Consider the following 14,374-nt stretch of genomic DNA (forward strand, 5'->3'; position numbering starts at 1 on the left):
TTTATCATATCAAAAAAGCGGCCGCTGGAAAAATCCAACGACCGCTTTCATTTTGACTAACTTTCTGAGTTTTCCGTCGTACTGGTGGTGCTCTTTAGCTGCGAACTACTTTCGGTCAACTTGACCTTCGTCGTCTGCTTCTTACCATTGTGGTAATACGTCATCGAGACGGTATCGTTCAGCTTATACTTGTAGAGAATATCCCGCAGCGTCGACTGATCGGAAATCTTGTGACCACCCAACTCCGTGATGACATCGTACTTGGACAGGCCGGCCTTCTTCGCTGGTGACCCAGACGAGGCACTCATGACCACGACGCCGGCATCCACGCTAGATGGCAGCTTCAATACCGACTTCTGTTGCGAGCTGGAAACGTTGGCCAGATCCACGTAGGTAATCCCTAGCGCGGGCCGCACAACCTTCCCCTTCTTGACCAGCTGATTGATGATGTTGACGACTTCGTTGGATGGAATGGCAAAGCCCATCCCCTCAACGCTAGTCCCTTCAGCATCGCTGGCAATCTTCGAGGACGTAATCCCGACGACTTGACCGCCGACGTTAATCAACGCCCCACCGGAGTTCCCGGGGTTAATCGCGGCATCGGTTTGGATAACCGTGGCGTTCCCGGTTTGGGTCCCAGCCGAGTTCGTGGTTTCAATCGTCCGTTTCTTCGCGGAAATGATCCCTTCCGTTAACGACGTGGCATACTGGCTGCCCAGCGGCGAGCCAATGGCCAGTGCCGTTTCACCGACCTTGATCTTGTCGGAATTACCGAACGACGCCACGGTCTTCAGGTCGGCGCCGTTAACCTTCAGCACCGCCAAGTCGGTAACGGAATCCTTCCCGACCAACTTCGCCTGGAGCTGCTTGCCCGAACTGGTCACGACCCGCAACGCGGATGAGCCAGAGACCACGTGATTGTTGGTCACGATGTAGGCCGTGTTGCCATCCTTCTTATAAACGACCCCGGAACCTTCCGACGCCTCTTCTAATTCGGACTTGGACTTACTGGAGTTCGAGGATGAACTCTCCCCAAACAGTTGGCCCAAGGTATTGCTACTACTATTCTGCTTTTGTAAGTTGACCACGGAAACCATGGCCCCTTTGACCTCGTTAAATGCCTTGGTCGATTGCGTGGAGACATTGACCGTCACGTTCGAGGTCTTGGTGTTCCCGGTTGAATTACTCCCACTAGGAACAGCGGTATCATTAATACCACTATTATTAATATAACTAATCCCACCGTAGGCTACACCACCACCGAGAAGTCCGGCGATCGCCGCCGTTACGGCCACCTTAGTTAAAGTGATACCGCCCCGCCGCTTGCGTGGTTGGGGTTCCGGCGTGGGTGTTGGTGTTGCCTGGTTATCATTATTTTGATTATTGTTGTTATCCATAGCATTGCGCAGAAACGCGCTAACCCTCCTCATTCGTCGGTCAGGGCATCAGGCCACCAACCGCCATTTTGATAACTCTTATCATAGCTGGATTGTGTGAATTTTTTTTGACAAATGCTTGCTGAAGTCCTAAAGTTTACGGTTTCTTTATAAAGCCACTAATGGTGTGGCCTCTTCCGGGTTAGTATCGATCAACTGGAAGTCGTGGCCCACGCCAAAGTCGCGGTTCTCCATCATGGAGGCCACGGTCAGATGACACAGCGACTGCATGTTGTTGTGCAGGCTGCGGTGGCCCAGGTAGATCTTCTTGGTTCGGTTGCCCAACACGTCCATCAGGGCATCGGCACCCTCTTCGTTGGACAGATGGCCCTTGTCGCCCAAGATCCGTTGCTTCAGTGGCCAGGAGTACTCGCCCATCCGCAACATTTCCACGTCATGGTTACATTCCAACAAGTAGGCGTCCGCGTCGGCAATCACGCCCTCCACGTGTTCCGACACGTAGCCGGTATCCGTCAAGATCACGAAGGTCTTGCCGTGGTAGTGAATCGCGTAGAATTGGGGTTCCGCCGCATCGTGGGACACCGAAAAGCTCTCCACGTCGATATCGCCAAACGTTTGAACGGTATCGGGGGCAAACAGGTGCTTCTGCGCCAGGTCAACCTTGCCAATCTTGGGGCTCATCGCGTCCCAGGTGCCCTGGTTAGCATAGACATCGAGTTGCGCGTAACGCCGCGCCAAAATCCCCACGGCCTGCCGGTGGTCCGAATGTTCGTGGGTGACCAACAGGGCATTAACGTCCTGCATCTTCCGGTCGATATTGCCCATTAACTTTTCAATCTTCTTCCCACTCAACCCGGCATCAATCATGATCCGTTCGTTGGGACTCTCTACGTAGCACACGTTGCCCGTGCTCCCGCTGGATAACACGCTGATGCGTAGGTCATCCGCTGTTGCTGTTTCCGTCCGCAAATCCATTCGACCTCTCCTTAAATTCAATACCGTTATCATACCGCATTTTGGCGGACTTGTAACTTATTATCCTTGCGCCATCGTTGCCCAGTAAAAAAGCCCGGAACATCGCCCAGACTTCTGGTATTGCTAAACTTAATTTTTTTGACGAGTCTGGGACAAAACGCCCAGACTCTTTGTGTCTCCGAACTAAGATTGCCGAAACGTGGGTCAAAAGGCAGCTGGTTCCGCTTAAAACAGATAACCAAACAATCCAAACCCAGGATTATTCGGTTATCTGCCTTAATGCTCACCAGCTAACCGCCTTTTATCCCACTCTCTTACTGTTTTAGTCGCTGGTTGTGGCCGATCCGCTGACCGTCTTGACGTTGCTATCCGACGTCAGAATCGCCCCGGTAAAGGCGTTGACGTGTTTCAGCTGCAAGACGCCCGCATTACTGCCGCTATTGGCCTTAACCGCAATAACCCACGTTGGAATGTAGACGCTACTGTTCTTCAAGTTAAAGTAACGGGTATACGCCAACTTGGTCCACACAATCTTGGTATTGTTCGCAATCTGATTATATTGGTACAGCCAGATTAGCGCCTTTTGTTCAGAAATGGTTTCCGTCTTTTCCCGCAAGGTCGTGACATCCGTCAAGTACCCTTGCGTATAGCCGGTGACGACCCCCGCATTCGTTAAGCTGAAGCGGATTTCACCGTATTTCGAATAAATCTGGCCGTCCGTCACCCGTTGCGTGTAAACCACCGTGTTGCGACTCGACAACTGCTGATTGTATTTATACTGCCGCCCATTGAGAATCAACGTGGCATTGCTGACCACCGTATCCAAGGTCTTATCCGGATGATCGGGATCCACGTCCGTAATGGCGGTCTTAAAGGTTGAGGCAATCGTCCCGTCCGACTGATACCGCACCGTCTGATCCGTCAACGACGTCAGGCTACTCTTGATGCTATCGTCATTACTGGTCGAAACGTAGTAGCCCTCGCCGCTCTTCTTAGAGGGCGTGCCAAACTTAATGTCGTCCGTCCGCATTTCCTTAATGATGGTCGTGTCGCTGTCCGCCGATCGACTCGTCGTATCCGTTTGGGCCGTCGTGTCGTGTTGAAACGCCGCGAACAGAAAGATATCAATTGCGATAAACGCGACTAGAAATAGCCATTCGATGCGTCGAAAATCCATGCCGGACCGCCCCCTTTCACCGGATTACTGTTGTTGCTTCAACAGCTGCGTGTAGGTCTTCCAACTTCCATTGTAGAGCACGTACCACGTCGGCGTCAGGTTGACCACCTTATCCGACGAGGTCGATGTCAGCCACTGATAGCCCACCTGGAGGCTCTCAATCTTCGCTTTACTGTACCCGGCTGCGACCAACTGATCGATCACCGCCTGAGTTCCCGGCAACGTCACCGCTTTTTTATCGGTGGGCACGGGGACTTGCAGGCTATAAAGCGAGAAGTTATACCGCCGAACGCCCTGCGAGAGCATCTGAATCCGGGCGGCCCCGTAATCACTCTGATTAATGATCGGGAAACCTTCCACGAAGCTACGGTACGTCACCGTCGAGTTCTTCGCGCTGTAACCATAGTACCGCAAGTTCTCCATCGGAATCCCAATGGTCTTCACGGCCGAATAGCTAGCGGTCAACGCCTGGCTAAAGGACAGCGATGACTGTAGCGCGCTATAGTCCTCGAACAGTGCGGTTCCCTGCTTATTGTAGACCGTCAACTGCCGTGAGGCTCCATCACTGTAGATGGTGTTGTCCTTATTCTTCTTGGCCGTCACGTTGGTCGACTCCCCTTTATTCAGGAGTCGCGACGTAAAGTAATCGGTCGACTGCTGGTTAACCAGATAGCTATATGAGGGCACCGAAACACTCGACTTCACGTACGCCGTTGCCGATTGACTCAACCACTTCATCGAGACGTTGATCCGGAATAGGTTTTCTTTCATAATCTTCCGGATAGCTGACGCGTCCGAGGACTTGACCGTCACCTGATAGACATCTTGCTTTTTATCGTCTAACAGATAGATGTGGTCCTGATCATCGAAGGGCACCAGAATCCGTGAAAACTGCGTTGATTGACTATTCAGCTGGCTGCCAAATACCGTGTTAAACATCTTCACGTTGATCGGACTGGCGTACGACAGTAATAGGCTATTCTTCCGCGTCAGGTAGCGCATATAGGCGCTCTTAGACGGCACCCGAATGTGATTAACCCGGCCAAATTGCCACTTGGTGAGGGCCTCACGCAACTCGGTCGTCAGATTGACTTTCCGGTTATTCAATAACTCCTGATTCCCGTTGGCATCGCTATACACAACCTGCGTCGGCAGATACACGTCCTTTTGGGGCCGCGTACTGAGTTCGGTGGTCGGCGTATTAGAGCTCCGTTGCCGGTTGCGTTCGTACTGCGCCGGGTTCGTCCAAATCATTGCGGACAAGACCACACTGACGGTCACGGCCGCGGCCAATCCGAGTGGCAAGAAGGCTTTAGTTATCTTCATCCCAAAGGTCCTCCTCTTCATACGGCTTGTAAGGCAGAGAAATGTAGAACGTTGACCCCCGTCCTTCGCGACTATCCACCCAGATTCGGCCGCCGAGCAATTGCACAACTTCCCGGGAAATAGCCAACCCTAGACCGGTCCCGCCTTGTGCGCGTGAACGGGCCTTATCAACCCGATAGAACCGATCAAAGATCCGTGGAATATCTGCGCGGGGAATCCCCAGACCTTGGTCAGACACGCTAAGAATCACGTTATTGTGGGTCTCAAGGAGCCGACAGGTCACCACGCCCCCATCGGGTGAGTATTTGATCGCGTTGTTCATCAAATTATCCAAAACTTGGGTGAAACGATCGGTATCAATCTCAACCCACAGGTCGCGCTTGGTGAAGTCGCGCTTGATGGTGTACGTCTTTTCTGGACGATCGTCTTGTTTTAACATCATATCGAACCGGTCCAACACGTAGTTGAACAGTTCATTTAAGTTCACCATTTCCATGTCGACCTTTTGCGTCCCGGAATCCATCCGAGACAAGGTTAACAGGTCATTGATCATCCGAATCATCCGATCCGTTTCCTCTTGGGTCACCTTCAAGAATCGGGGAGCAACCTCGGGGTCCTTCCAGGCGCCTTCGGACAGGGATTCGATGTAGGCCCGGACACTGGTTAACGGCGTCCGCAACTCATGAGACACGTTCGACACGAATTGTTTCCGGTCCTGGTCAATCTTCTGTTGCTCCGTGACATCGTGCAGGACGCAGACCAACCCGGAGATGAAGCCAGACTCCCGCTGAATCAGGGAGAAGTAGGCTTGCAGAATCAGATCGTGTTCTTTGGTCGAAAAGTCCAAGACTAAATCGTCCGGGTCTTCCAGCAATTCTCGCAACGTATAGTCGTCACGGATCGCCAACAGATCCAGAATGGATTTACCCACGGCACTATCGGTTTCCGTATCCAGGAAGCTCGCCGCCGTTTCGTTAATAATTGTGACATTTCCCCGGCGATCGGTGGCAATGACGCCATCCGTCATGTGGGACATCACGGAGTCCAGCCGCCGCCGTTCGGATTCGGTCGATTCCTGCGCCTCTTCCACGCGGACAGACAGGTTATTGACCGCACTGGCCAATTGCCCCAGTTCGTCGGTCCCATAGACCCGAACGTGCCCAGAGTAGTCCCCACGGGCGATTCGGAGCGTCTGTTTCTTCATTTCATCGATTGGTCGGGTAATTGCCCGGGAAATAATGATCGCCATCACGAGACCTAAGATGATCGCCACAAACGTTGCGGAGAAGTAGATCAGCGTGATTTGATTAATATTTTGATAGACCGAGTCCAGGCTCGACCGCATGTAAACAACCCCGACTAATTCGCTGTTATTTCCCTGCGTCCGAATCAATCGCGTAATGGTGGTGTAGTAACGACTATTGTTCTGTGAGTTGTACGTAGTCCGCACCACGTCACGGTTATTGTAGATTGAATTCTTAATATTGTTGTCGGTCGTCTTCTGACCCACAATCCCCTGGTTATCCACTTCATTGGTCCCACGAATGGTTCCCTTGTTGTCGATAACCCGAATCTGGGCATTGTTGGTGTTGTTGATCTCCGATAAGGTCGATTTGATTTGTTTGTCGGCCTTGGTTGTATTCGTGGTCGACAACTCATCAGACAAGCGATTGACGATGTACGTCTGGACCACCTGCTGCGATTTAAACGTGTTTAAGTTCTGACGTTCCAGTTGTCGGACGAACACGGCACCCACAATCTCCAGCGTGAGGAGTAGGAGTAGCGCGAAGACCAACGCGATTTTAAAATGAATCGACTGGAAAAATTTAATTTTGCTATTCACGAAGTCACAGACTCCTCCAATGCGAGATTTAGCGGCCGACCGCTAGCTAAGCTTGATCAGAATCGGGGTTACGTAAATAGTAACCAACACCCCGCCGTGTGACCAACCAAGTTGGATGGCTCGGGCTGTCCTCGATCTTTTCACGAAGACGCCGCACCGTGACATCCACGGTCCGCACGTCGCCGAAGTAATCGTAGCCCCAGACCGTTTGTAACAAATGTTCCCGGGTCATCACCTGACCAATGTGTTGGGCCAGATAATGGAGTAATTCAAATTCACGGTGGGTTAATTCAATATTAGCGCCCCGCTTAGACACAGAATAGGCCTCGGGATGAATGGTCAAATCCCCAATCTCGATGTCTTGGTTTTCTGGTTCTTCTGGCTGGGCATGCGCCGCCGTATTTTGCCGCCGCAAATTGGCCTTAACCCGGGCCACTAATTCCCGATTAGAGAACGGCTTGGTGACATAATCATCGGCGCCTAATTCCAATCCCAGAACCTTATCTAGTTCGGAGTCCTTGGCCGTCACCATGATGATTGGCATATCATGCTTCTTCCGAATCTCACGAGCGACTTCCAGGCCATCCACTTTGGGCAACATTAAATCAAGGATCACGAGGTCAGGATCGCCGTCTTCAACCTGTTGAATGGCGGCTTCGCCATCGTAGGCGACATCCACTTCGTATCCCTCTTTTTCCAAATTAAACTTCATGATATCAGTAATAGGCTTTTCGTCATCGACAACTAGAATTTTTTTAGGCATAATTAAAAATTTCCTCCTTAAAGGGAAATACAGTCCGATCCGGTAATTGCAGGATTACCGGCAGGCCAGCCATTGGATGTCAAACTACCATCGTCAATGGGGCCACTACGATTTTGGTACGGTTTTGTGTTGATCGTTTAAAGTCAAGGAATAGTGGGCCAGTCGTTGTCACTAACCCGATTTTTTCAAGTGCGTTGACCGTCCTGAGAAACTTCCAGTGACGGGAGTGCAACGCTAGTTAAAGTATAACACATCATGAAAATTCTTTCAGTTCAGACCGCAGTAAGGGTTAAGCTTATGTTAACCAAACATTTCCCGGGAAATGTTTGACAGTAATAGACGAATTATTGATTTATGTCCGTTTTATATTTTTTTCGCGCTTTTCCTTCGTCACTTATCGGCGATTGGCCTTAAAAATCGGTTTTTTTCAAAAAAAAATTTATTTTTCAAAAATCCAGATAATTCCCGTTAAATTAGGAAATTCGGGTGCCTCGATAACCAATTTTTTGAATAAAAATCAACTTTTTTTCAAAAAGGGGTTGCGCACCCCCCATCCCCATGATATGATAGTTCTCGTTGATATGGAAGACATACAACAGCAACAACTTAATCACATGGGCAGTTAGCTCAGCTGGCAGAGCAACGGACTCTTAATCCGTGGGTCCAGGGTTCGATCCCCTGACTGCCCATAACGACTAATCAGCTTTCACGAAGGCATTCTTCGTGGTTGCTGATTTTTTTGTGCACTCAAGTTATAAATATCCGTTTTACTTATGTTTATTCAATCTGATCAGGGGACCACCTGATGGCCGACTGAACCACTTCGGCTATTTTCTACCAAAAAGATCATTCACGCTTTCGTGAATGGTCTTTTTTCATTTTCCGGCCTTCGGTTATTCAGAATCAATTTTGATTAACAACTTGCGTTATTCACCATCTCGATTCAGGACACGACTTGAGGCCCTAGCACGCTCCCCCTAAACATAAGGAAAATTGTATTCAATTCGATGTATAAAGGGGCAAAACGTTGACTTGGTGCCGCCATTTCCGTAGTCTGAGAACTAACTTATGGAGGTGACGCTTATGAATAAAATGACGTTAGGGAGCCTGGCTGCCCTCACCATCACGGTTGTCGCGGTCGGCTTAACCATCAAGTCCAGCACCGCCAGTCCGACCTTTACGGTGACCCAAGCCCGGTACAACGGGCATACCCATCAACTACGCCTAAAAGTGAAGTCCACCCGGCCCCAGGCCCTCAGAGTGATCTACAAGGGACACACGTTGGCCAAGACCAGCCATAAGGCCAAGCATCAGCAATTTAACGTTAACTTTCGCGGCTACGGGACGTTTAAGGTCACCAATGGTCATCTGACGAGGCACGTTGCGGCGAAGCGTTACGCGACCAAGACGCCCACGCTACACGCTGCTAAAACACCGGCCCATCAGCAGGACTGGCACCCAACCGTGGCGGTCTCTAAACACAGTCGCGTCACGCTCAAATTTCGCGGCAAAACCTACCACATCTCCAGCCACAACCAACAGCAAGTGACGTTCAAGATTCCCGTCCGCACTCGCCCAACGGATCAGGCCTTTCGCCAGGAGATGGTCACCATTACGGCGAAACGGGCCCATAAGAAGACCAGCAAGCCCCTTCACCGCAAGATTGGTATGGACTTCCCAGCCTAAAAAAAACGACGCGTCCACGTATCGACTCGCCGTTACCTGTTCAACGCGACCGATAGCGGCGAACCGCTTCGAAAAGATCAATTAGGCCGAATAACCCAATAAATCCACCCACGCTCTTTAAGAAAAGAATAATATCACTCAGCCAAAACAATTGGCCCTGAGAGATGAAATCAATCATCCCCTTGACCAAGAAGATTGGCACAAGGAAACACAGAAAGATCTCTAACAAATCAACGGTTTGCACAATTTGATCCCGCAAAATCTTTTGAAAACGCACGGCACAACCTCCTCCAGGTCAGGCCGACCCCATTCACTCGTTATTTGCCGCCGACTCGTTGTCCGCGATCCCCCAAATAACCGGATGAAACGGTTCCCCGAGGCCTTTCCCAATTCCATAGTAACATAAACCAATCGCTAGCTGATTAGTTTTCTCATACAACTATTTCGCTGGTTTAAACGAAAAAATCGCCCTGCAATTCCTGCAGAACGATTTTTAAGATAGAGGGTGGATTATGTCGGGTGAGCGGGGTCTCTCCGGGCGAACACTCACGGAATTACTTGCCAGATTTACTTCCAGTACGCGTATTTATACTGGGCGTCCGTCATCATGGTGTATTTCAATCCACCCACTTGATCGGAGACCAGATGCGCCTTGGCTTGTTGATACAGTGGCACTAGCCCTGATTGCTGGGTGACATACTTGTCGGCTTGCTTCATCAGATCCCACCGTTGTTGGGTCGTGTAAGCGGAAGTGTTGTCGATTTCCTTCATTAGATTCGTAAAGTGCGCATTGTTCCACTTGGTGAAGTTGACGGAGCTGGTCCCATCGGCCATCTGGAGGAAGTCGGAAGGATCCCGCCAGTCGGTCGTCCAACCGTCCAGATCGATATCAAAGTTCCCGGCGGAGCCCTTGGCAATCTGTTGGGCCAGTGGCATAGACTTAATCGTCAGCGTCAAGCCAGGCATGTACTTCTGAGCTTGTTGTTGCAGATATTGCGCCGTATGCTTCTGTTCGTCCGTATCGGCCGTCAGCAGTTCCAGATTGGCCTTCTTAATGCCCAGTTCCTTCTTGGCCTGATTCCATAGCTGGGTGGCCTTCTGTGGGTTGTAGCTGACTAAGTTGCCAACGTCTTCGGAGAAGTCCTTACCCGTAGTCGGGTCATTGCCATCACCGTAAGGAATCAGACTCTTGGCAGCGGATGAGCCATCCTGCAGGACGTTCTTCGTCAGGGCCGTCCGATTGACGACATAGGAGAAGGCTTGCCGAACCTTGGTATTGTGCGTGACGGTCTTCTTATCGTTGAATTCCAAGAACCGCATCGAGCTATTCAGCGTGGTCTTTAATTCCTTATTATTCGCATTTTGCTTAATGTATTGGCCGGTCAAGACGGTTTCCTGTACCTTGCCAGACTTGAAGAGGCTAGCGGACGTTCCGGGATCTTTAACCACCTGCACATTAACCTTGTTAATCTTGACGTTCTTGGCATTCCAATAGTGCGTGTTCTTGACGTAAGACCAACTGTCCGTGGTGCCACTCCAACCGACCAGCTTGTAGGCCCCTTCGGACATGGTCTTCGTTGCGGAGGTGCCGTACTTGCTGCCGTACTTCTTAAATAAATCAGTCTTCATTGGATATTCCGCTGTCGCCAGGATGTCGGGTAGCCATGGTTGCGGCTTAGACAAGGTCAGTTGTAAGGTCGACTTGTTCAGCGCCTTAACGCCTAATGTAGAGGCCGATTGCTTCCCAGATTGCACGGCGTCATAGTTCTTCAAGAACTTCAGCTTGTTGGCGACCTGTGACTTGGACTGTGGGTTGACCTGCCACTGGAAGGATGTTACGAAGTCCTGCGCCGTCACGGGATCACCGTTAGACCATTTCGCAGATTTCTTAATCTTAAACGTATACACGGTCCCATTCTTGGTTGGTTTAACCACTTTTTCCGCAACCCCCGCAACAACTTTGCCGTTCTGGTTCAACGTATACAGTCCCTCTTGCGTCTGCGCAATCAGGCTGGAACTATTGGAATCGCCAGAAATAGCCGGATTCGCCGTAGCCGGATTGCCAATCATCGTCACATCTAACGCCTTGTCCGCACTACTCTTAGCCTGTGTGGTCCCACAACCAGCCAATGCTGCAATCGCCAATAAACCGAAACTCAATCCCATTATTTTTTTCATAATCCAATCCCTCATTTCGTTTAAATCCAAAAAGCCACTCGTCTCCGTTGGTTTCTTCAAACCAACAAGGGCGAATGGCTCGCGGTACCACCTTGTTTTATCTCTCATGGCGCTGACGCTAATCAGCTCCCGTGCGGTAATGGGCACGACTCAGGGGCAACTACACTGTTCACTGTCCCGACGCTCCGATGCGCTTCACCCTAACCGGTCGATTCGGCTTCCATCATCCCGAACTCGCTACACAACTTGATTAAGGCTACTCTTCTTTGCTTGGTCTCATTTATTGATATTAAATTTATCATCATTCATTATCTGTGTCAATACTTTTATAAACATTCATTTTTATGTATATTTTTTGAATATTTGGGTAAAGAAAGAGCCAACCCTTATCCCTGTAGGCTGGCTCTCCTGTATATCATGGTCTTAATCGTGTTAAAAAGCGTCAAAATTAAGTGTCCTATGCATTAGTGATGCGTCTGATTTTGTTGTTGCCGAACTGGTGTGGTGGTCGTTGTTTGCCGACTCACCATTTTCCCCTCTTGACTCGTTGTGGTCTGTGTCTTAATTTCGACATGACCGCTCCCCGTCGTATTCGTCACTTGAACCGCCGTCTGGCCCGAAGTGGGTTTGACAACGGAGTCCGTAATGGTCGACTGATTGCGCGGCGGTTGTGCAAATAGCAGCAATCCCAGCACCAGACCAATCAGCAGGCCACCGATTCCCCTAATTCGTTTTTTCATGTGCTTTCCCCTGATTTCCCTAATGATTCTGACAATAACCTAGTTTTATTATACACCATTCTCTACGGAACTCATTTAAAAGTTTCCACACGGTGTTGGTTCCCCGTAATGATGACGCCGTTTAACCCCAGAATCACCAGATTGGCCAATGCCGCAATGATGAAAAGCAACGTGTAGGAGGAATGGTCAATCACGAGGCCCCCAAACAACGGACCGACCGCCTTGCCCACCGAGGCCCAGGCGTTGGCCATTCCCTGGTACTTCCCCTTAACGGCCGTGGGCGTCAGATTGTTGACAATGGCCGGAATCGCTGGAAAGGCCGTGGCCTCACCCATCGTCAAGATCACCATGGCGATGACAAAATGAAGGTAGTCCTTCGCAAAGATCAACGTGACAAAGGAAACCGCCACGAAGAAGATCCCCGCATACACCTGTAAATAAAGGTTGCTGAAGTAGTGTGAAAACCAGTTAATGAAGGCCTGAAAGACCACAATTAGCCCCGCATTGAGCGTCCACAACAGACTGTAGTCCTTCATCGGAATCCCCATGCCCGTCATGTACACGGATAGGTTGGAGACCCACTGCTCGTACATAATCCAGATGACCACCAGCGAGACAAAAAAGCCCGCCATGATCCGGCGATTCGGCAATGCAATGTGGACGCGTTGATTCTCCTGCTTCACGACCTGACGTTGCATAACCGCCGGCGCGTGGTAACAGAGCACCGCCACAATCAAAAATAGAACAAACAGACTCGTCGCAATTCCAAACAGGAGGGCAACGCTGGTATTATAGACGTACCCCACCATCGCCGTTCCCAAGACCACCCCTAAGTTTTGCGCAAAATACAGCATGTTAAATATGTATCGACCGTCGCGACTGTGGATCGTGGTCCCTAGTGAGTTCACCATCGTCAGCGTCCAGCCAGACGCCAGACCCAAGAAGATTAACGAGATGGGAAACGCCGGCCAGCCGTGATTGAAGATCAGGCTCCCCAACGTGAGTAAGGATACGCTCACGCCACCAATCGTCAAATAGTAGGGATTCAACCGGTCGAATAGGCGACCCCCTAAGACACTGCCGACCACGTTAGCCAGCGAGTAAAACAATAGGATAATTCCCACTTCCGTTAATGAGGTCCCCAGCCGATTGTGCATGTAGATCGTCGTCAATGGCCAGATAAAGCTCATCCCAATGCTACTGAACAGCGCGCCTAGCAACAGCCAGCGCAACCGAATTTCTTGTTTCATCGTGACCCTCCCTTTCCCAAAAGTACGTTAAGCTACATTCTAGCACTAGCCTTCGGGAAATAACCACCCATTAATTTTGGGAAACCGCTGCCAACTCCGTTCAACTGGACTTTATGAAATTTACACAAGCCAACCAAAGGAGCACACACCTATGACCATTTTATTCATCAACGGGAGTTCCCGGCGTCACGGTAACACCGCCACACTCGGTGAACGGTTACTGGCGAATTATCCGCATGTGACCCGCCATCTCACCGCTTACCAGCTACATTTTGTTCAGGATTACCGGGACACCCCCCATGCCCAATGCGACCCGCACGATGACTACGAAGCCCTGATGCATCACGACTTCGCCAATGCCAGCGATATTGTCCTGGGAACCCCCGTCTACTGGTACACGATGTCGGGACAACTCAAGGTCTTCATGGATCGTTGGTTCGACAGTTTTAGGCAGGACTTCCCTTTTGCTGGTAAACGCGTCTATCTCCTCATAGTCGGCGCCGATCACCCCGAACACAAGGCCACCGGCATTGTCGACGCCGTGCGCTACTCCTGTGATTGGCTCCAGATGGACTTTCAAGGCGCCAGCATCGTGACCGCCGATGGCCCCCACGACGTTGCCACCCTGCCAACACTTCCGACGAGTTGCCGCGCCCTCCAACACCAACTTTCACAATTTAACGCCTAATGTTTCACATGAAACATTAGGCGCGCCACGAATTTTGGACGCAAAAAAACCACCGCTCGGGGAAAGCGATGGTCATCGGAGTAGGGGTAACGTCATTATAACAATGACGTTAACTATTTTTTTCATTATTCCAGGGGAGGAGGAGTACATGAAAAAAGATTGTTAATCTTTGGTAGAAGCAACCTATTGGTTAACTTCTATGCTTCATATACTAAGCTGAAAATATGACGAAAATGTGAACATTCTAGCACAACCCTATGAATTTTACGGTTAAACACCATTTATCCGCTTATTTTCTCAAATTAATCAACGATTCACGGGAACAACTTGATTGATATCAAGTTGTCCGCA

Annotated in this window: 12 protein-coding genes and 1 tRNA gene; 3 read left to right on the forward strand and 10 right to left on the reverse strand. The window is 50.3% G+C overall.

What is annotated here, in order from left to right; genetic code table 11:
- Positions 1-56 precede the first annotated feature (56 nt).
- The 6 genes from HEQ50_RS07485 to yycF form a co-directional block, all read right to left on the reverse strand.
- Positions 57-1,397 (reverse strand): S1C family serine protease, encoded by a 1,341-nt coding sequence (locus HEQ50_RS07485; RefSeq protein WP_211089265.1) that lies wholly within the window; start codon positions 1,395-1,397, stop codon positions 57-59.
- Between the two features lie 147 nt (positions 1,398-1,544).
- Positions 1,545-2,372, reverse strand: a complete 828-nt coding sequence (locus HEQ50_RS07490) for an MBL fold metallo-hydrolase (RefSeq protein ID WP_168899899.1) — start codon at positions 2,370-2,372, stop codon at positions 1,545-1,547.
- A 322-nt stretch (positions 2,373-2,694) separates the two neighbouring features.
- The gene (locus tag HEQ50_RS07495; protein WP_168899900.1) at positions 2,695-3,549 is read right to left on the reverse strand and encodes a two-component system regulatory protein YycI; all 855 of its coding nucleotides are present in this window, start codon (positions 3,547-3,549) and stop codon (positions 2,695-2,697) included.
- Between the two features lie 24 nt (positions 3,550-3,573).
- On the reverse strand, positions 3,574-4,875 hold the full coding sequence (locus tag HEQ50_RS07500) for a YycH family regulatory protein (RefSeq protein ID WP_168899901.1): 1,302 nt from the start codon (positions 4,873-4,875) through the stop codon (positions 3,574-3,576).
- Positions 4,862-6,718 (reverse strand): cell wall metabolism sensor histidine kinase WalK, encoded by a 1,857-nt coding sequence (gene walK, locus HEQ50_RS07505; RefSeq protein WP_168899902.1) that lies wholly within the window; start codon positions 6,716-6,718, stop codon positions 4,862-4,864. Before walK ends, HEQ50_RS07500 begins: the two co-directional genes overlap by 14 nt.
- 46 nt (positions 6,719-6,764) lie before the next feature.
- Positions 6,765-7,481 (reverse strand): response regulator YycF, encoded by a 717-nt coding sequence (yycF, locus tag HEQ50_RS07510; RefSeq protein ID WP_168899903.1) that lies wholly within the window; start codon positions 7,479-7,481, stop codon positions 6,765-6,767.
- A gap of 616 nt (positions 7,482-8,097) precedes the next feature.
- Here yycF and HEQ50_RS07515 point away from each other — a divergent pair.
- Positions 8,098-8,170 (forward strand) — tRNA-Lys (locus HEQ50_RS07515).
- 394 nt (positions 8,171-8,564) lie between these two features.
- The gene (locus tag HEQ50_RS07520) at positions 8,565-9,167 is read left to right on the forward strand and encodes a hypothetical protein (protein ID WP_168899904.1); all 603 of its coding nucleotides are present in this window, start codon (positions 8,565-8,567) and stop codon (positions 9,165-9,167) included.
- 40 nt (positions 9,168-9,207) lie between these two features.
- Here the strand turns inward: HEQ50_RS07520 and HEQ50_RS07525 are convergent, their stop codons facing one another.
- From HEQ50_RS07525 to HEQ50_RS07540, 4 genes are all read right to left on the reverse strand, one after another.
- Positions 9,208-9,444: a hypothetical protein gene (locus tag HEQ50_RS07525; protein ID WP_168899905.1), complete on the reverse strand. Its 237-nt coding sequence runs from the start codon at positions 9,442-9,444 to the stop codon at positions 9,208-9,210.
- Between the two features lie 290 nt (positions 9,445-9,734).
- Complete coding sequence (locus HEQ50_RS07530) at positions 9,735-11,345, reverse strand: peptide ABC transporter substrate-binding protein (RefSeq protein WP_168899906.1); 1,611 nt, start codon at positions 11,343-11,345, stop codon at positions 9,735-9,737.
- A gap of 464 nt (positions 11,346-11,809) precedes the next feature.
- Entirely contained in the window at positions 11,810-12,085 is a 276-nt protein-coding gene (locus tag HEQ50_RS07535) for a hypothetical protein (protein WP_168899907.1), read from the reverse strand.
- Between the two features lie 71 nt (positions 12,086-12,156).
- Positions 12,157-13,335: an MFS transporter gene (locus HEQ50_RS07540; protein WP_168899908.1), complete on the reverse strand. Its 1,179-nt coding sequence runs from the start codon at positions 13,333-13,335 to the stop codon at positions 12,157-12,159.
- A gap of 151 nt (positions 13,336-13,486) precedes the next feature.
- Here HEQ50_RS07540 and HEQ50_RS07545 point away from each other — a divergent pair, with 151 nt between their 5' ends.
- Positions 13,487-14,023 (forward strand): flavodoxin family protein, encoded by a 537-nt coding sequence (locus HEQ50_RS07545; protein WP_168899909.1) that lies wholly within the window; start codon positions 13,487-13,489, stop codon positions 14,021-14,023.
- The last annotated feature ends 351 nt before the right edge of the window (positions 14,024-14,374 follow it).

The sequence above is a fragment of the Lactobacillus sp. HBUAS51381 genome (assembly GCF_012641095.1).
Classification (GTDB): Bacteria; Bacillota; Bacilli; order Lactobacillales; family Lactobacillaceae; genus Levilactobacillus.